Annotated in this window: 16 protein-coding genes and 1 riboswitch; of the genes, 6 read left to right on the plus strand and 10 right to left on the minus strand. The window is 50.3% G+C overall.

The window, feature by feature from the left end; translation table 11 throughout:
• Positions 1-56: 56 nt before the first annotated feature.
• Positions 57-956, plus strand: coding sequence for a lipid kinase YegS (yegS, locus tag EHN13_RS00655; RefSeq protein ID WP_124020715.1), 900 nt, complete (start codon positions 57-59; stop codon positions 954-956).
• Positions 957-977: 21 nt separating this feature from the next.
• Here the strand turns inward: yegS and fbaB are convergent, their stop codons facing one another.
• Complete coding sequence (gene fbaB / locus EHN13_RS00660) at positions 978-2,030, minus strand: class I fructose-bisphosphate aldolase (RefSeq protein ID WP_005129139.1); 1,053 nt, start codon at positions 2,028-2,030, stop codon at positions 978-980.
• Between the two features lie 252 nt (positions 2,031-2,282).
• On the opposite strand from fbaB, the gene EHN13_RS00665 reads away from it, so the two are divergent.
• From EHN13_RS00665 to EHN13_RS00675, 3 genes are read left to right on the plus strand one after another with little or no spacing between them, the layout of a single operon-like run.
• Positions 2,283-3,560: a nucleoside permease gene (locus EHN13_RS00665; RefSeq protein ID WP_124020716.1), complete on the plus strand. Its 1,278-nt coding sequence runs from the start codon at positions 2,283-2,285 to the stop codon at positions 3,558-3,560.
• Positions 3,557-4,561: an ADP-ribosylglycohydrolase family protein gene (locus EHN13_RS00670; protein WP_124020717.1), complete on the plus strand. Its 1,005-nt coding sequence runs from the start codon at positions 3,557-3,559 to the stop codon at positions 4,559-4,561. The genes EHN13_RS00665 and EHN13_RS00670 overlap by 4 nt, the downstream gene beginning before the upstream one ends.
• Positions 4,558-5,523: a PfkB family carbohydrate kinase gene (locus EHN13_RS00675; RefSeq protein ID WP_115643177.1), complete on the plus strand. Its 966-nt coding sequence runs from the start codon at positions 4,558-4,560 to the stop codon at positions 5,521-5,523. The genes EHN13_RS00670 and EHN13_RS00675 overlap by 4 nt, the downstream gene beginning before the upstream one ends.
• Here EHN13_RS00675 and EHN13_RS00680 read toward each other — a convergent pair.
• The 3 genes from EHN13_RS00680 to thiM are packed head-to-tail and all read right to left on the minus strand — an operon-like array spanning position 5,497 to position 7,880.
• The gene (locus tag EHN13_RS00680) at positions 5,497-6,243 is read right to left on the minus strand and encodes a GntR family transcriptional regulator (RefSeq protein ID WP_005129153.1); all 747 of its coding nucleotides are present in this window, start codon (positions 6,241-6,243) and stop codon (positions 5,497-5,499) included. The genes EHN13_RS00675 and EHN13_RS00680 overlap by 27 nt on opposite strands.
• A 51-nt stretch (positions 6,244-6,294) precedes the next feature.
• Complete coding sequence (thiD, locus tag EHN13_RS00685; RefSeq protein ID WP_048211195.1) at positions 6,295-7,095, minus strand: bifunctional hydroxymethylpyrimidine kinase/phosphomethylpyrimidine kinase; 801 nt, start codon at positions 7,093-7,095, stop codon at positions 6,295-6,297.
• The gene (thiM, locus tag EHN13_RS00690; protein ID WP_101742044.1) at positions 7,092-7,880 is read right to left on the minus strand and encodes a hydroxyethylthiazole kinase; all 789 of its coding nucleotides are present in this window, start codon (positions 7,878-7,880) and stop codon (positions 7,092-7,094) included. The genes thiD and thiM overlap by 4 nt, the downstream gene beginning before the upstream one ends.
• Before the next feature lie 32 nt (positions 7,881-7,912).
• Positions 7,913-8,009: riboswitch (TPP riboswitch) on the minus strand.
• A 205-nt stretch (positions 8,010-8,214) separates the two neighbouring features.
• Between thiM and EHN13_RS00695 the strand changes: the two genes are divergently transcribed.
• Positions 8,215-8,547, plus strand: coding sequence for an RcnB family protein (locus EHN13_RS00695; protein ID WP_086523387.1), 333 nt, complete (start codon positions 8,215-8,217; stop codon positions 8,545-8,547).
• A gap of 40 nt (positions 8,548-8,587) precedes the next feature.
• Here the strand turns inward: EHN13_RS00695 and EHN13_RS00700 are convergent, their stop codons facing one another.
• The 6 genes from EHN13_RS00700 to apbC form a co-directional block, all read right to left on the minus strand.
• Positions 8,588-9,577 carry a fimbrial protein gene (locus EHN13_RS00700; RefSeq protein WP_124020718.1) on the minus strand — a complete coding sequence of 330 codons (990 nt, stop codon included), beginning with the start codon at positions 9,575-9,577 and terminating at the stop codon, positions 8,588-8,590.
• A gap of 9 nt (positions 9,578-9,586) precedes the next feature.
• Positions 9,587-12,067 (minus strand): fimbrial biogenesis outer membrane usher protein, encoded by a 2,481-nt coding sequence (locus EHN13_RS00705; RefSeq protein WP_124020719.1) that lies wholly within the window; start codon positions 12,065-12,067, stop codon positions 9,587-9,589.
• A gap of 12 nt (positions 12,068-12,079) precedes the next feature.
• Positions 12,080-12,763 carry a fimbria/pilus periplasmic chaperone gene (locus EHN13_RS00710; protein ID WP_124020720.1) on the minus strand — a complete coding sequence of 228 codons (684 nt, stop codon included), beginning with the start codon at positions 12,761-12,763 and terminating at the stop codon, positions 12,080-12,082.
• Between the two features lie 52 nt (positions 12,764-12,815).
• Complete coding sequence (locus EHN13_RS00715) at positions 12,816-13,367, minus strand: fimbrial protein (RefSeq protein WP_115643174.1); 552 nt, start codon at positions 13,365-13,367, stop codon at positions 12,816-12,818.
• Between the two features lie 277 nt (positions 13,368-13,644).
• Positions 13,645-13,926: a DUF2574 family protein gene (locus EHN13_RS00720; RefSeq protein WP_071887363.1), complete on the minus strand. Its 282-nt coding sequence runs from the start codon at positions 13,924-13,926 to the stop codon at positions 13,645-13,647.
• A gap of 263 nt (positions 13,927-14,189) precedes the next feature.
• A complete protein-coding gene (gene apbC / locus EHN13_RS00725; RefSeq protein ID WP_048211189.1) occupies positions 14,190-15,299 on the minus strand; it encodes an iron-sulfur cluster carrier protein ApbC in 1,110 nt (369 codons plus the stop codon).
• Positions 15,300-15,463: 164 nt separating this feature from the next.
• On the opposite strand from apbC, the gene metG reads away from it, so the two are divergent.
• A complete protein-coding gene (gene metG / locus EHN13_RS00730; RefSeq protein WP_101741581.1) occupies positions 15,464-17,497 on the plus strand; it encodes a methionine--tRNA ligase in 2,034 nt (677 codons plus the stop codon).
• Positions 17,498-17,552: the final 55 nt, after the last annotated feature.

The following is a 17,552-nucleotide window of genomic DNA, read 5'->3' on the forward strand; positions in this document are numbered from 1 at the left end:
GCCATATATGCATTCCTGACATACACTAGTTAAAACGATAAAAGTGAGGCAACAGGATGATAGCATTCCCGGCCAGCTTACTGATCCTGAATGGAAAAAGTGCTGATAACCTTCCCCTGCGTGACGCTATCGCTCAACTGCGCAATGAGAGTGTCGAAATCCATGTTCGCGTGACCTGGGAAAAAGGCGATGCACAACGTTACGTTGATGAAGCGCTCCGGTTGGGCGTAGCAACGGTGATTGCCGGCGGTGGTGACGGTACCATCAACGAAGTATCCACTGCGCTGATCCACTGTCAGGGGGAGAATGTTCCGGCGCTCGGGATTTTGCCATTGGGAACGGCAAATGATTTTGCTACCAGCGTTGGCATTCCTGAAGCGCTGGACAAGGCATTAAAGCTGGCCATTGCCGGGAATTCGGTAGAGATTGATATGGTGCAGGTCAACGATAAAACCTGCTTTATCAATATGGCGACAGGAGGGTTCGGTACTCGGATCACTACCGAAACACCGGAGAAACTCAAAGCCGCCCTTGGCGGTGTGTCGTACTTTATTCACGGGTTAATGCGCATGGATACGCTGAAGCCAGACAGTTGCGAAATTCGCGGCGAAAACTTTCACTGGCAGGGGGACGCGCTGGTGATTGGTATTGGCAATGGGCGTCAGGCCGGTGGTGGACAGCAACTTTGCCCGACAGCGCTCATTAATGACGGCCTGCTGCAACTGCGAATCTTTACCGGTGAGGAGCTGATTCCGGCACTGCTATCGGCGATAACTCAGTCCGAAGACAATCCGAATATCATTGATGGCACATCATCATGGTTTGATATCCGTGCGCCACATGAAATTACCTTCAATCTGGATGGAGAACCGCTCAGCGGGCAAGAGTTTCATGTTGAAATCCTGCCTGCAGCCCTGCGCTGCAGGCTACCGCCGGGTTGCCCATTATTGCGCTAATCCGACGGCACTCTACTGACATCAGGCAATCGTGACTTTGTTATCCAGATAAACATCCTGGACGGCATTAATCAGCTTCACGCCGTCAGCCATGGTTTTCTTGAACGCTTTACGTCCAAGAATTAACCCCATGCCACCGGCACGCTTGTTAATCACCGCGGTACGTACCGCATCGCTGAGATCGGTTTCTCCGCCGGCCGCACCACCGGAGTTAATGAGTCCGGCGCGTCCCATATAGCAGTTCGCCAGTTGATAACGCACCAGGTCAATCGGGTTATCACTGGTCAGCTTGCTATAGACACGATCGTCGGTATAGCCGAAGTTAACCGCTTTATACCCGCCGTTATTCTCCGCCATTTTCTGTTTAACGATATCCGCGCCGATAGTTGCCGCCAGATGGTTTGCCTGCCCGGTCAAATCAGCCGAAACATGATAATCCACACCGTCTTTCTTAAACGCAGAGTTGCGCAAATAGGCCCACAGTACCGTCACCATGCCCAGCTCATGGGCGCGCTCAAAGGCTGCAGAGATCTCTTCAATCTGGCGGCGCGACTCCTCTGAACCAAAATAAATGGTTGCCCCCACCGCGACCGCGCCCATATTGAACGCTTGCTCCACGCTGGCATACAGCGTCTGGTCAAAGGTATTCGGGTAGCTAAGCGTTTCGTTATGGTTAATTTTCACCAGGAATGGAATGCGATGCGCATAACGGCGGGAAACAGACGCCAGCACGCCATAGGTTGACGCGACGCAGTTGCAGCCCGCTTCAATCGCCAGCTCAACAATATTTTTCGGATCAAAATACAGCGGGTTTGCGGCAAACGATGCCCCAGCAGAATGTTCCACACCCTGGTCTACAGGCAGAATCGACAAATAACCGGTCCCGGCGAGCCGTCCGGTGTTGTACAGCGTCTGCATATTACGCAGCACGGCGGGGGGACGGTTATTGTCAACCATCACGCGGTCGACGTAATCATGTCCTGGCAGGTAAAGTTGGTCAGAAGGAATGGTCATACAACGATGCTGTAAAAGGTTGTCGGCATCTTTGCCAAGCAACTGCGCAATATCAGTCATAGCTATGCTCCCGTAAGTTCCGATTTGATCTCGGAAGTGGATTGTCCTGACCCGCCTGATGGCGGGCAGCAATAAGCCTGGTACTGACTGCGCATTTTTTCCATCTTTAGCGCACTTTTCAGCGATTTCCGCTGGCTCGATTCAGGCATCAAAAAATGATACAACGGTCAAATTTAGACCATAAAGGTATTTAAAAGGTATTATTAAGTGGTACTATCCAGACGTACCTTACCTGTCATGAAGGATTTAAAGATGAAAACTACAGTTAAGCTGTCGTTCATGATGTTTGTGGAGTGGTTTATCTGGGGCGCCTGGTTTGTGCCGCTTTGGCTCTGGCTGAGTAAAAGCGGCTTTACTGCTGGTGAAATTGGCTGGTCTTATGCCTGTACCGCCATTGCCGCGATCCTCTCACCGATCTTCGTCGGTTCGATCACTGACCGCTTTTTCTCTGCGCAAAAAGTACTGGCAGTGCTGATGTTTGTCGGCGCGATTTTGATGTATTTTGCAGCGCAGCAGACGACGTTCGGCGGATTCTTTCCGCTATTGCTGGCGTATTCACTCACCTATATGCCGACGATTGCACTAACCAACAGTATCGCCTTCGCCAACGTCCCGGATGTAGAACGTGATTTTCCGCGCATTCGCGTAATGGGCACGATCGGCTGGATTGCTTCCGGCCTGGCTTGCGGGTTCTTACCGCAAATGCTCGGCTATAACGACATTTCACCGACCAACATTCCGCTGCTCATTACGGCCGCGAGTTCCGCGTTACTGGGTATCTTCGCTTTCTTTTTACCGGATACACCACCGAAAAGTACCGGCAAGATGGATTTCAAAGTCATGCTGGGTCTGGATGCGCTGATCCTGCTGCGTGATAAGAACTTCCTGGTCTTTTTCTTCTGCTCTTTTCTGTTTGCCATGCCGCTGGCGTTTTACTACATCTTCGCCAACGGCTACCTGACAGACGTTGGGATGAAAAATGCGACCGGCTGGATGACGCTGGGCCAGTTCTCTGAAATTTTCTTCATGCTGGCACTGCCGTTCTTCACCAAACGCTTTGGCATTAAAAAGGTACTGTTGCTTGGTCTTATCACTGCCGCGATCCGCTACGGATTTTTTGTTTACGGCGGCGCGGAAGAATATTTCACCTACGCCCTGCTATTTCTCGGCATTCTGCTACATGGCGTTAGCTACGACTTCTACTACGTTACGGCCTACATCTATGTCGATAAAAAAGCGCCAGTGCACATGCGTACCGCTGCGCAGGGGTTAATCACTCTCTGCTGTCAGGGATTCGGCAGCCTGCTCGGCTACCGCCTGGGTGGGGTGATGATGGAAAAAATGTTTGCTTATAAAGAGCCGGTGAATGGCCTCACCTTTAACTGGGCTGGCATGTGGGGATTTGGCGCGATCATGATCGCCGTTATCGCCGTGCTGTTTATGATTTTCTTTCGCGAGTCAGACAAAGAAATCACCGCCATTAAGGTGGACGACCGCGATATCGTATTGCAACAAGGGGAAATTAAATGAAAGCAGAACGTATTCTCGGTGCTCTTTATGGGCAGGCGTTAGGGGATGCGATGGGTATGCCGTCGGAACTGTGGCCACGAACCCGGGTAAAAGCTCACTTCGGTTGGATCGACCGTTTTTTGCCCGGTCCGGCGGAGAATAATGCCGCCTGCTATTTCAGCCAGGCGGAGTTCACTGATGACACCTCCATGGCGCTGTGTCTGGCAGATGCCCTGCTCGAGTGCGACGGAGAAATTGTACCCGACGTTATTGGTCGCAATATTCTGGCCTGGGCAGAGCGCTTTGATGCCTTTAATAAAAACGTGCTGGGTCCGACCTCAAAAATTGCGCTAAACGCCATTCGCGACGGCAAACCCGTCGCCGAACTGGAAAACAACGGTGTCACCAATGGGGCGGCTATGCGCGTGTCGCCGTTGGGATGTCTGCTGCCCGCGCGCGATCTCGATGCCTTTATCGACGACGTAGCATTAGCTTCCAGTCCAACGCATAAATCGGATCTGGCTATTGCTGGCGCAGTTGTGGTCGCGTGGGCGGTATCACGCGCCATTGATGGCGGTAAATGGTCGGAGATTGTCGACGCACTGCCCGCCATTGCCCGGCATGCCCAGCAAAAGCGGATTACCACCTTCAGCGCGTCTCTCTGTGCACGCCTTGAACTGGCGCTGAAAATCGTCCGTAATGCCGACGGCTTTGAGTCTGCCAGTGAGCAGCTGTATCAGGTGGTGGGGGCTGGAACCAGTACGATTGAATCCGTACCTTGCGCCATCGCGATGGTCGAACTGGCGCAGACCGATCCCAACCGCTGCGCCATTCTGTGCGCGAACCTCGGCGGCGATACCGACACCATCGGGGCGATGGCAACCGCCATTTGTGGCGCGCTGCACGGCGTAAGTGCGATTAATCCGGCATTGAAACATGAGCTTGATGCGGTAAATCAGCTGGACTTTATCCGCTACGCCAGTGGATTAATGCAGCTGCGTGAGCAACGGGAGGCGCAATGAGTGCTACTCGTCTGCAAACGCTTCTCCCACAGTTGCACAGCCAGCGACCGGTAACGGTAGTCGGCGCGGCGGTTATTGATGTGATTGCCGATGCGTATGCTCTTCCCTGGCGCGGCTGTGACATTGAGCTTAAGCAGCAAGGGGTGAACGTTGGCGGCTGCGCGCTCAATATTGCCGTGGCGCTTAAACGTTTAGGTATCGAGGCCAGCAATGCGTTACCGCTGGGTCAGGGCGTGTGGGCCGATATTATCCGCAACCGTATGGCGAAAGAAGGATTGCACAGCCTGATCGATAATGCCGAAGGTGATAACGGCTGGTGTCTGGCATTGGTAGAGCCAGACGGTGAACGCACATTTATGTCCTTTAGCGGCGTTGAGAATCAGTGGAATGCCGCCTGGCTGGCACAGCTGGATATCCCGCGTCATAGCCTGGTGTATCTCTCGGGTTATCAGCTAGCATCCCCGTGCGGTGAATTGCTGGTGCAGTGGCTGGAAGGTCTGGAAGAGGTGACGCCGTTTATCGATTTTGGCCCGCGCATCGGCGACATTCCCGAGCCCTTACTGGTACGAATTATGGCCTGCCGTCCGCTGGTGTCACTTAATCGTCAGGAGGCGGAAATTGCTGCCGAGCGATTTGCATTGAGTCAGGATGTGGAAGGTTTTGGCGCAGAATGGGTGCAGCGTTTCACCGCACCGGTGGTCGTGCGTCACGATAAAGACGGCGCATGGTATTTCAGCGCACAGACATCTGGGTGCGTACCGGCATTTGCAACGGCGGTCGTTGACACCATTGGCGCAGGTGACAGCCACGCCGGCGGCATGCTGGCTGGGCTGGCATCAGGCTGGTCGCTGGGCGATGCCGTCCTGCTTGGCAATGCAGTAGCATCCTGGGTGGTGGGTCACCGCGGTGGTGACTGCGCCCCCTCACGCGAGGCGTTACTCCTCGCACACAAAGACGTATAGGTCGCTTCGACAGTAACTGATACTGTATTCAATAGGCCGTTGCTGCTGATCAAGCGCTACCTGCTTGATCACCAGTACCGGCACTTTGCTGTCCATCTGGATATGTGACTGAAACTCGGCGTCCGGCATCCGCGCGCTAACGCGTGAGCGTGTGCGCTGTGGAAAGATATGCTGGCTGCGGAAATAGTCGTACAGTGAAACGCCAATGGCATCCACGTCATGGATAAGATGGGCGGGTACCCATGATTCTTCAATAGACACAGCATCTTCATCAACATAGCGAATGCGCTTGAGCAAGAAGACCTCACTGCCGACAGCAATGGCCAACTGCTGAGCCACCTCTTCCGGGCAGGGCACCACGCGTTTATTCACCCACAGCGTATCCGGCTTTTTACCGCGCAACACCACCTGTTGTGAAAAACCGCGCGCTTCTTTGAGCGAATACTCGAAGATGTTATTGATTTGCGTCCCGTAGCCACGCGCACGCGTCACCACCCCCTCTTCTTCCAGCGCCTGCATCGCTTTGCGCACCGTAATGCGTGAAACGCCGGTCAACTGGCTGAGGTCGCGCTCGCCAGGCAGGATATTGCCATGCTCCAGGATCCCACTGCGCACGGCGTTCTTAACCGTTTGAGCGAATTTCATATACAGCGGCGTGTTGTCCGCCGCTGAAATACGTTCATTCAGTTGCGCGATAAGCTGGGTATGCGCTTGTTCCATTTATCTTTTTCCTGGCAGCCGTTTCTGCAGCCAGTATACCATTTCTGCTCATCACCACCACGCGTGGAAATGATGCACCGGACCAATCCCCTCGCCCACTTCCAGCGTATCCGCCTGCGCCAGCGCCGCAGAGAGCCACAACTTAGCCTCCTGTACCGTATCAGCCCAGTTAACATGGCGTGGACGCAGTGCCGCCAGCGCTGCTGACAACGTGCACCCTGTTCCGTGCGTATTTTTTGTCACCACCCTTGGCGCGGTGAAACGCTGTTCGCCATCGCGGGTAAACAGCCAGTCAGGGCTTTGCTCATCATCAAGATGACCCCCTTTCATTAATACCGCCTCACAGCCCAGCGCCCGCAACGCGCGCCCCTGCTCTAACATTTCCTGCTCCGTTCGGGCATGCGATGCCCCGAGCAACGCCGCCGCCTCCGGCAGATTAGGGGTAATAATCGACACTTGCGGTAACAGACGGGTACGCAGCGTTTCAACCGCAGAGGAAGACAACAGCGGATCGCCGCTTTTTGCCAACATTACCGTATCCAGTACGACGTTTTGTACCCGATGACGCTGTAAACGTTCGGCAACGGCTTCGACAATATCGGTTTCTGCCAGCATGCCGATTTTGGTGGTATCGATGCGCACATCGCTGAACACCGAGTCCAGCTGTGCAGCAACAAAGTCAGGTTCAATGCGATACACCGACTGCACCCCGCGCGTATTTTGCGCCACCAGTGCCGTGATTACTGAGCAGCCATAAGCGCCGAGTGCCGAAAAAGTTTTTAAGTCGGCCTGGATCCCCGCGCCACCGCTTGGATCGGTTCCGGCGATCGTTAATGCGTTAATCCGTTTCATGCTTGCTCCTGGGCGTTCAGGTTATAGAGAGCGTCGAGAAATGCCGGAACAAAACTTCCCGGTCCCGTCGATTGTTCAGTGGCGCGTTGTCCGGCTTGCTTCATCCAGCTACAGGCAGAAGCAACATTATTCAACCGGTCGCCCTCCAGGGCGCAACTGGCTGCGACTACCGCTGACAATGCACAGCCGGTGCCCACTACGCGCGTCATCAACGGGTCACCGCCGTTCACGCAGACGGTACGCTGACCATCGGTAACATAGTCAACTTCGCCGGTCACCACGACAATGGTTCCAACCTGGCGTGCCAGTGTTTGTGCTGCCGGAAGGGCTACCGCTGGCGTATCCGTCGTGTCTACACCGCGCCCCACTCCGTTCATCCCCGCCAGCGCAAGGATTTCTGAGGCGTTACCGCGAATAGCCGCTGGCTGTAGCGCCAGTAAATCCAGACAGAAGCGACGACGAAACGCCAGTGCGCCCACGGCAACGGGATCGAGCGTCCAGGGGGTTTTCGCCTGCTGCGCCTGTTCAACGGCGGCACGCATTGCCGTTGCCCGCGCCTGAGTCAGTGTCCCAACATTAATGAGCAGCGCCTGGGCAATAGCAGCAAACTGGCTGGCTTCCTCAGGTTCGATCACCATCGCGGGCGATGCGCCAAGTGCCAGTAACGTATTGGCAGTGAAGCTTTGCACAACCTCGTTGGTCATACAGTGAGTGAGGGGGGAAAGCGTTCTAAATTGGTGTAAGGTGTGGGCCGCAAGTGCGCGGCTGTGCAGGTCAGGCTGCATGGTTCAGCTCCTGCCCGCGTGAAAGAAGGGACACGAGCAGTGTCAGACTTCCCTACGCTGGCATTATCCAGATCAGGTGGTACGGGTATTTCTCAGCCTTCACGCGGAAGGGCACCCCGAGTCGTTGAAACACAAATATGATATTCAGGTTTCAGCAACAGGATACTGTCTGCACGCCATGTTGTAAATTGCAGGCCAACATTGCCTACATATCTGCACTTCATTTACACTTTTTACGAAATAACTGGGGTACACACAAAATAGTGCTTGTCAGATATCCTGTAAGCCAGAAATGATACACGACTGATTTTGATGACCCGAAGAGGTAGAAAGGATGGGTATGAAAAATAAAATGTTGCTGGGCGCACTTCTGCTTGCGAGCAGCGTCGTCTGGGCCGCGCCAGCCGCAACAGCAGCCCCCACCGGTATCGATAAGTATGAGCTGAGCAGCTTTATTGCTGACTTCACCCATTTCAAACCCGGTGACAAGGTTCCACCACTGTATCTCACCGAAGAATACACCATTAAGCAGTGGAATCTGCGCAACCTGCCCGCACCGACGCCAGGCACCCACTGGACCTATATGGGCGGCGCGTATGTGCTGGTCAATGATGCCGACGGTAAAATCATTAAAGCCTACGACGGCGAGATTTTTTATCACCGGTAAAAAAACACGCACCCTATATAAAGGGTGCGTCAATTAAATATCACTCGTATTCCGTAACAACTTTAACTCTACTTTGTACTTTACCTGGTCGAATATTTTGTCCATATACAACATATCTCCCATATAGATTTAAGTTAACGCGTTGTTCTTCTGGAGTTACATCTTTAAAATTCAAAAGATCATAGCTGGAACTATTCCCTGCACTAAAATTAATTGCTTGACTTCCATTTAGTGAGATTTCAAACCCAACATCCCCAGCACCTCCATATTCATTTTCATATTCATTCTTGAGGATATTACCTTGAATACTCTCCGACTCAAAATGATACTTAAAAGAATAAGAGGACAATCCTTTATTGCAAATAAAAGATACGTTACCTGATGTAGGTTCAAGCTTTAGATACCTGGAAGCATTATTATTCAGATCTGATATCGTAACTGCTGGGGCAGTAAGTACACCATCATTAAATCTACAAGTTTTTGTCATTTGCGTGATTTGTGGGATATAAGTTACACGATAATAATGATTCGTATTATCATGCCCGAACAAACATCCTGTTGAAAAGCATTTCTCAGGAATAAAATCTATCTGGATGCCTTCATTTATATTTTTTGCATTTTGACTTACCCCAGTAGCTTTTGAAACAACATCAAAAGTTAAGGTAATTTCTGCCTTGTTTATTTTTCCTATATCCATCTCTGTAAAAGAGTTTTTTTTATCATACAAGATATGTGCAGGGTCAGAAGAAAATGTAGCCCTCAAATATATGTCACCAGCATCAGCATGGTATACATAATAGGTTTCCCTAGGAAATTCTATACTAAATACAGTTTCCCCCCCCATGTCAAATAAATTTCTACATATAGGCTTATGCGTAAATTTAAAATTGGATATATTGACAACATTGCCTTTCATATTATTAAGCTTTAATTCATCGCCAGACACATAGGTTTCAGCCCCATTAGAAATATAACAATGACTACTTGCACCAAAACTAATTAATGCAATTAAAAAAAACAAATATTTCATATCCGCCTCTCACCGACAAATATAAACTTTACTTTCATCAATCGTTTTGCCGAAAGTGATTGAGCATGAAAGTCCCTGTTGTTTATCGACCGCCACTTTTATCACCGATGGCACTTCATTGGTGCGAATAAAGAGCTGGCTTCCCTGGCCTACCACGCCGATATTGTGTCCATGTATATCCTCTACTTCGTAACCAAACGTCAGCGGTAAACCATCAGGGCGCTGCGCCCGGATATACCACGGTTTACGCTGGTCAGTATCAAATGTTGTCAGCACTACCGCACCGCGATATGGCGCAACGTTGCGGCGGTTCCCCTGCAGATCGGTTTCACTATTGGTATTGGACACATCCAGCATCAGATGGTTTTCGCGATAAGGCGTTAAGCCGTCGTAAACCACCACGCCATTGTGGTCAGTGGTGCGATATTTCTGCCCGTTCACATACGCCCCTTCCAGACCAGGCGCATGCATGACGGCAAACGTTTCTGACAGTCTGTTGGCTAAATTCACGCCACCAGACCAGGCCACAAGGCCACCTGAAATACTGCCGCCAGTTTGTGTGTATTTAGACGACTGACTGTAGCTGCCGTTAAGCGTCGCAACGGGCGCATTCCATGTCAGATTGCCGCCTGCTGTTGTTTCGCTACCCTGCCGCTGATGGCTCAGATTCACCCCATAGTTAAACTGATCGCGACTGCCTGCGGTGCCCGAAAGTCCGGTATTATTTGACGCAAAGCCATCATCATCAAAGGTCGTGGAATTAGACACATATAAATGCCTGCGCGGAGCGCTAATATCATCTCCCCAATCGAAAGGTATAGAGATAAAGACGTTAAAACGTTTATCTTCATGATGATCGTCATCGTAAGTCTGGCTGGCGGAAAAGGTATAGCTAATCCGTTGCCAGCTATTGGAATAACTCACCTGATAATCTTTACTGTTACCGCTCCGTCCCCAGTAATCGCGCCACAGCGTACTGAGCGAAAACGAGCCCCAACCTTGCGGCAAAGACTGGCTGACGTTAGCCGAAAAGCTGTTTTTACGACCAAAATCATTCTGGTAATAATCCGCGATGTCGTACACATCATTTTCATCGCGATGGTAGTTGTTCTTATTGTTTGCCCAGACATGATCGTTAAATGTCCGATAATCCCGTGATGAGTAGCGATAAGCTGCCAGGCCAAAACGGGTGGCGGTTTGCGTCAAATATTTGTTATAGGCAATCTGGTAGCTCTGCCCGTCAAACACATCACCATTATCCTGTTTGCTGTGCGATTGTGTCGCATCGACGGAAATCGCGCCGATACGTGTATTCCAGCCGGTTCCAAGCGTAAACGCATTGTAGTTATCTGCCAGCATGGTGCCGCCATACAGCGTTAACAGATTATTCAGCCCGTATTGGTAGCTCATCTGCGCAAAATCGGTCTGGTTGCTGGCGCCTTCGATATGGCTACGTCCAGCGGCAAAATCATATTTTGAGACCCCCGGCTGCAGCATATTGGGCACCGCAGCGTACGGTACCAGATAGGTTGTTACCGAGCCGTCAGCCTCTTTGATACTGACGTCAAGATCCGCTCCCCCTCCAGCCAGCTGCAAATCAGCAATGGAGAACGGGCCAGGCGGAACCTCTTTCTGGTAAACCACAAAACCGTTTTGTTCGATGGTAACCAGCGCGTTGCTTTGCGCAATCCCCTGAACCAGCGGCGTAAAATTCTGCTTTGAGTTTGGCAGCATCTGCATATCGCGATACAGCCGCACGCCCCGAAAACGTACCGCGTCAAAAATATCTGATGAGGTATACATATCCCCGGCACGCAGAGTGCCCAGAATTTGCGGGATGCCACGTTCCAGATACAGGGTATTACTTTTCCACTCCCCGTTGCTGTCATCGGTTTTGTTATAGCTGGCATCGGAATGCAACTGCCAGCCCAGCAGATTTAACCCACTGGTAAAGCGTGCATAGGTACTTTTACTGTTACCAGAATCCTTATAGTCGCTGTAATACTGGCTGGCATAGTACGAGGTATAGAAGGCATTGATGCCACGATCCCAGTTTTCCGGAGGAACATAGCCATTCTCAAGCTCATCGACATACGCCTGCGGTACGCTGAGATCAAGACGAAACGTGCCGATATTCCAGGCGTAACTGCCTCCCTGTACCGCCTGCTTTAGGGTTGGGCATTCATACTGCTGGTCCAATGCTTGTGTATTTATCCCCAGACGCGTGAATGCGTCACGGGATAAACAGGTGTCATCCGGATTATCCTTAACGGTTATTTCATACTTACCACGCCACTGCTTATTGACGTAGATATCAATATCATATTGGCCTGGCAGTGGTTGGTTATCATCGAGGCGAAAATTTGAGACTTTTTCGCCTTTCATACCGCCCATCATAAAGTGGGTGTCAAACGTATCTTCTGCGGCCTGGGCGTCAATGCCAACCAACAACAGCAGTATTGCCGAAGCAAGCGGAGTCATCCTTAACATAACCAGCTCCTGTTATTTTAGGCTGACGTTATCACTAATATAATTGCCGTGATCGTCAATAATGGTCATTTTATACTGATTGGCATTAGTATTTTTCAATGCCACATTCGCACTGGAGAGCGGAGCAAGCATAATACTTTCATTGTTGATTTTGACATTATTAGCTTTAACTTCTGTCACCGTAACCCAGTTAGCAGCATCATTTCTGATAGAATAACTATTACCACTGCGTGTTAACGCCAGTTTATGGAAAGTATTTTTATTAACGGCGGCAATACCTTTTGGCCGATAAAAAAGTTTAATTCGATTCTGCATGGCGAATTTGAGTACATTTTTTCCGGCGCTATCAGGATTATTCGGTGGAATATCCAGTACATTAAGAAAAAATAAACTCTCTTTATCGTTAGGCAGCGTATTCGGCATTTTTTTAATTTTCAACTGCTGGCCTGAATCGCCTGCAACCTTTACCACTGGCGGGGTCAATAAAAATGGCACCTGGATTTTTTCTGGTGGTAACAATGTGTCACCGTCATCAATCCATGATTGCACCAGTGAAGACCGTTCTCCCTGATTCATCAGTTGCACCAGGACTTCATTTTTTTCCGCCGGGTAGATAATACGAGTACCATAAATCACAATACCAGCATGGACGGATTGCGTAGATGCGATCAAAAAAGCAATTAGAATCCATTTCATTTCGCGTTCGTCCTTCTAAAGGTATCGCCGGTGAATCCACCGGCATGAAAGGTTAGTCAGCAGAAACAGAAATAGTTAAAACTGATGATAAATCCCCTGCAGTTACCGGAACACCAGTATCAAGGCGAGCATATTTAGCGCCAAAATCTAAAGTATACTCAACTCCATCACTTGTTGTTTTTGGAGTCAGTTCTCCTGAAAGGTCGCTTTCCTCAACGTCAGTAATCTGCTTACTGCCTAGCGTTAAGTTAAAACCGACTCCTTCAGCATCACCCGAGGTTTTATTAAGTACACCAGAGGTAAAATTTGCACCAGTAATTCTGACTGTTTTTAAAGTTGTATTAGCTGGACAGACAATAATCATCGGCGTTGAGCTATCATGTTTTACATCACCAACTGTATCCCCAGTACTCAAATTAGCAAAGCGGGAAGCATCAATAGTGGGTAACTCAATTATGCTATTATTATTTTTATCTTTAAAATAGCAAGAGCTATTATCCACATGACCATTAATAGTTAATGTACCTACTTCATCAGCAGCAAAAACCCCAGCGCTCATAAATACAGCAGACAAGACAGCAGCAGAAATAATTGAACGTTTCATAATATCTTCCTTAATGAATTAATTTCGATTTGTTAAGAGGGGTTATCTCTTGAAATTAAATTCTCACAGGTGAAACGTTGCCGCAATGTAAACACGTTGTTTTATTGATTTAAAACAAGTTACAAATCGCAATATACATGCAACAAATAAATCAGGATTTGTATTATTTTCAGAATTAATAAATTTATGCGATTAACTGCCTGGAGAAATTTATTTTATGCATAGAAAACCATATATCATTCATTAAAATGATATATGGTTAATAAAGGCGTTCTTTTTAATCGTAGCGATTGAGTACGATCTGTCGCGTGGTATCGCCAGGGACTGTAACCATTTCCGTCACCACCCCACGTGCAGGTGAAGAAGCGACATTGTTAACAGTTGAAAAATGGAACGTCTTACCACACCGCTGTTGCACGTCGTTATTCACAACATCGGTACTACAGGTTGGTTCGGTTACTCGTCCACTGATTGTTAAGGTCGCGGTATCGGATGCAAACGCAGATGCACTTATTCCATAAGTCAGAATTATAGTTCCCATCAGCGAGCTAATTTTCATTTTTATCGTCACCTCTGTGGTTAACATCAAATAACATGCAGATGGCCTGTCAGCGTAATACGGGTGAAACGCGCTGTTCAATCCAATGGAAATTATAGATTAATGAGATCAATTTGATCAATTACAATGATGCATTGAGGACGTTCATTCAGAAAAAGACATGGTTTATTAAGGCAGGATGAAATATATCGTGGACTTTTTAGCTCAATATATTCACCACATCAATATATTATTGATGTGGTGAATATTTGTAACACTGTTAATTACACGGCGCGGAAGGCGATCTCACCAGGGATAACTTCTCCCTGCCAGTAAAGCTGGGCAGCAACACGCCCTGCCAGGCTGCGGTAAATCGCGGTGAATTCACTGTCGGGACGACTGATAACCGTCGGCATACCGCGGTCGAGATCTTCACGCAAGGAAATATGCAGCGGCATTTGTCCCAGCAGTTGGGTATGATACTGCTCGGCCAGTTTCTGCGCGCCACCCGTGCCGAAAATCGGTTCATGATGACCGCAGTTGCTGCAAATATGCATGCTCATATTTTCAACAATACCCAGCACTGGTACTTCCACCTTTTCGAACATCACGATGCCTTTTTTCGCATCGATCAGCGCAATGTCCTGCGGCGTAGTTACCACAACAGCACCCGTTACCGGAATGTTCTGCGCCAGCGTCAACTGGATGTCACCCGTACCCGGCGGCATATCCAGTACCAGGTAATCCAGATCTGGCCATAAGGTTTCCTGCAGCATCTGCAGCAGCGCTTTACTGGCCATCGGGCCGCGCCACACCATCGCGTTATCGTCAGTGACCAGATAACCAATGGAGTTCGTCGCCAGACCGTGAGACATGATCGGCGCCATATGAGTGCCGTCTGGCGAGGTTGGACGCTGGTTTTCCGCGCCGAGCATTGTCGGGATAGACGGGCCATAAATATCGGCGTCCAGAATACCTACCTTCGCTCCTTCCGCAGCCAGCGCCAGCGCCAGGTTCACGGCGGTAGAGGATTTACCCACACCGCCTTTACCCGAACTGACGGCGATGATGTTTTTTACACCATTTATGCCCGGCTGGTTTTTCACACGCTTCAGCGTCGCGATGTTATGCGACAGCTTCCAGTCAATGGCTTTCGCACCGGTAATGCGCAGCAGATCGGCGCTACATTGCTCTTTTAAGTCCTCAAACGCGCTATGCCAGACAAACGGCATGACCAGCTCAACGTGCAACGTGTCATCCATCCAGGCGACGTGATGCAACGCTTTAAGCGTCGTCAGATTATGCTTCAGGGTTGAATGCTGAAAATTCGCCAGCGTCCCGGCAACCATCGCGCGCAGGGTCTCTGGTGATTTGGCCTGGGATTGTGCGTTCATCCCGACTCCTTTTTGTTGTTCTGAATATACAATAGTCACCAGGTAGTTTACTCCAACCGCAACAATTATTCATTTACGGATAAATGCCCTTATCGCTTGGCGCAGTAATTACCATTTTGGTACTATCAAAGCCCTTTTCACTACAAAAGAAGTAATTGCCCACTATGACTCAAGTCGCGAAGAAAATTCTGGTAACGTGCGCGCTGCCGTACGCCAACGGCTCAATCCACCTCGGCCATATGCTGGAGCACATCCAGGCTGATGTCTGGGTCCGTTACCAGCGAATGCGCGGCCACCAGGTTAACTTCATCTGCGCGGACGACGCACACGGTACGCCAATCATGCTGAAAGCACAGCAGCTTGGGATCACGCCAGAGCAGATGATCGGTGAAATGAGTCAGGAGCATCAGACTGATTTTGCAGGTTTTGACATTAGCTATGACAACTACCACTCAACGCACAGCGAAGAGAACCGTGAGCTGTCTGAGCTGATTTACACACGCCTGAAGGAGAACGGTTTTATTAAGAACCGTACGATTTCCCAGCTTTACGACCCGGAAAAAGGTATGTTCCTGCCGGATCGTTTCGTTAAAGGCACCTGCCCGAAATGTAAGTCTCCGGATCAGTACGGCGATAACTGTGAAGTCTGCGGCGCAACCTACAGCCCGACTGAACTTATCGAGCCGAAATCCGTTGTGTCTGGCGCGACGCCGGTAATGCGTGACTCCGAGCACTTTTTCTTTGACCTGCCGTCGTTCAGCGAAATGTTGCAGGCGTGGACGCGCAGCGGCGCGTTGCAGGAGCAAGTGGCGAACAAAATGCAGGAGTGGTTTGAATCCGGCCTGCAGCAGTGGGATATTTCCCGCGATTCACCGTACTTCGGTTTTGAAATCCCGAACGCACCGGGCAAGTATTTCTACGTCTGGCTGGATGCGCCAATTGGCTACATGGGCTCGTTCAAAAACCTGTGCGACAAGCGCGGCGACACAACCAGCTTTGATGAGTACTGGAAGAAAGATTCCGACGCCGAGCTGTATCACTTCATCGGTAAGGATATCGTCTACTTCCACAGCCTGTTCTGGCCTGCCATGCTGGAAGGCAGTAATTTCCGTAAGCCGACTAACCTGTTCGTTCACGGGTATGTGACGGTAAACGGCGCGAAGATGTCCAAGTCTCGCGGTACCTTCATTAAAGCCAGCACCTGGCTGAAACACTTTGATGCCGACAGTTTGCGTTACTACTACACCGCGAAACTCTCTTCGCGCATTGATGATATCGACCTGAACCTGGAAGATTTTGTTCAGCGCGTTAACGCCGATATCGTCAACAAAGTAGTGAACCTGGCGTCGCGTAACGCGGGCTTTATTGCTAAGCGTTTTGACGGCATTCTGGCTGCTGAACTGGCCGATCCGGCACTGTACAAAACCTTTACCGACGCCGCAGCGGTAATTGGCGAAGCGTGGGAAAGCCGTGAATTCGGGAAAGCAATCCGCGAAATCATGGCGCTGGCCGACGTGGCGAACCGCTACGTTGACGAACAGGCACCGTGGGTCGTGGCTAAACAGGAAGGCCGTGACGCCGACCTGCAGGCAATTTGCTCCATGGGTATTAACCTGTTCCGCGTTCTGATGACGTACCTGAAACCGGTACTGCCGACGCTTGCTGAACGTGTTGAGGCATTCCTGAACAGCGACCTGTCCTGGGATGCCATTGAGCAACCGCTGCTCGGTCACAAGGTCAACACCTTTAAGGCGCTCTACAACCGTATCGACATGAAACAGGTAGAAGCGCTGGTGGAAGCCTCCAAAGAAGAAGTGAAAGCCGCAGCCGCACCGGTGACCGGCCCGCTGGCGGATGACCCTATCCAGGACACTATCACCTTTGACGATTTCGCCAAAGTTGATCTGCGCGTGGCGCTGATTGAAAACGCCGAGTTCGTGGAAGGTTCCGACAAACTGCTGCGCCTGACGCTGGATCTTGGCGGTGAGAAGCGTAACGTCTTCTCCGGTATTCGCTCCGCCTACCCGGATCCGCAAGCCCTGATTGGTCGCCAGACTATTATGGTGGCGAACCTGGCGCCGCGTAAGATGCGCTTCGGTATCTCTGAAGGGATGGTGATGGCAGCAGGCCCTGGCGGAAAAGACATCTTCCTGTTAAGCCCGGATGACGGTGCGAAACCTGGTCAGCAGGTGAAATAACAAAAAAGCCGGAGATTATCTCCGGCTTTTTTTTGTTTTTTTCCGGCTGTCGGCT

Source organism: Citrobacter youngae (assembly GCF_003818115.1).
Classification (GTDB): domain Bacteria; phylum Pseudomonadota; class Gammaproteobacteria; order Enterobacterales; family Enterobacteriaceae; genus Citrobacter; species Citrobacter youngae.

Excerpts from the sequence above, each read along its gene's own strand:
- thiM (WP_101742044.1), bottom strand. The coding sequence starts at position 7,880 with ATGCAGCCTGACCTGCACAGCCGCGCACTTGCGGCCCACACCTTACAC.
- thiD (WP_048211195.1), bottom strand. The coding sequence starts at position 7,095 with ATGAAACGGATTAACGCATTAACGATCGCCGGAACCGATCCAAGCGGT.
- EHN13_RS00665 (WP_124020716.1), top strand. The coding sequence starts at position 2,283 with ATGAAAACTACAGTTAAGCTGTCGTTCATGATGTTTGTGGAGTGGTTT.
- EHN13_RS00710 (WP_124020720.1), bottom strand. The coding sequence starts at position 12,763 with ATGAAATGGATTCTAATTGCTTTTTTGATCGCATCTACGCAATCCGTC.
- EHN13_RS00720 (WP_071887363.1), bottom strand. The coding sequence starts at position 13,926 with ATGAAAATTAGCTCGCTGATGGGAACTATAATTCTGACTTATGGAATA.
- EHN13_RS00700 (WP_124020718.1), bottom strand. The coding sequence starts at position 9,577 with ATGAAATATTTGTTTTTTTTAATTGCATTAATTAGTTTTGGTGCAAGT.
- EHN13_RS00715 (WP_115643174.1), bottom strand. The coding sequence starts at position 13,367 with ATGAAACGTTCAATTATTTCTGCTGCTGTCTTGTCTGCTGTATTTATG.
- fbaB (WP_005129139.1), bottom strand. The coding sequence starts at position 2,030 with ATGACTGATATTGCGCAGTTGCTTGGCAAAGATGCCGACAACCTTTTA.
- apbC (WP_048211189.1), bottom strand. The coding sequence starts at position 15,299 with ATGAACGCACAATCCCAGGCCAAATCACCAGAGACCCTGCGCGCGATG.
- EHN13_RS00675 (WP_115643177.1), top strand. The coding sequence starts at position 4,558 with ATGAGTGCTACTCGTCTGCAAACGCTTCTCCCACAGTTGCACAGCCAG.
- metG (WP_101741581.1), top strand. The coding sequence starts at position 15,464 with ATGACTCAAGTCGCGAAGAAAATTCTGGTAACGTGCGCGCTGCCGTAC.
- EHN13_RS00705 (WP_124020719.1), bottom strand. The coding sequence starts at position 12,067 with ATGTTAAGGATGACTCCGCTTGCTTCGGCAATACTGCTGTTGTTGGTT.
- EHN13_RS00670 (WP_124020717.1), top strand. The coding sequence starts at position 3,557 with ATGAAAGCAGAACGTATTCTCGGTGCTCTTTATGGGCAGGCGTTAGGG.
- yegS (WP_124020715.1), top strand. The coding sequence starts at position 57 with ATGATAGCATTCCCGGCCAGCTTACTGATCCTGAATGGAAAAAGTGCT.
- EHN13_RS00680 (WP_005129153.1), bottom strand. The coding sequence starts at position 6,243 with ATGGAACAAGCGCATACCCAGCTTATCGCGCAACTGAATGAACGTATT.
- EHN13_RS00695 (WP_086523387.1), top strand. The coding sequence starts at position 8,215 with ATGGGTATGAAAAATAAAATGTTGCTGGGCGCACTTCTGCTTGCGAGC.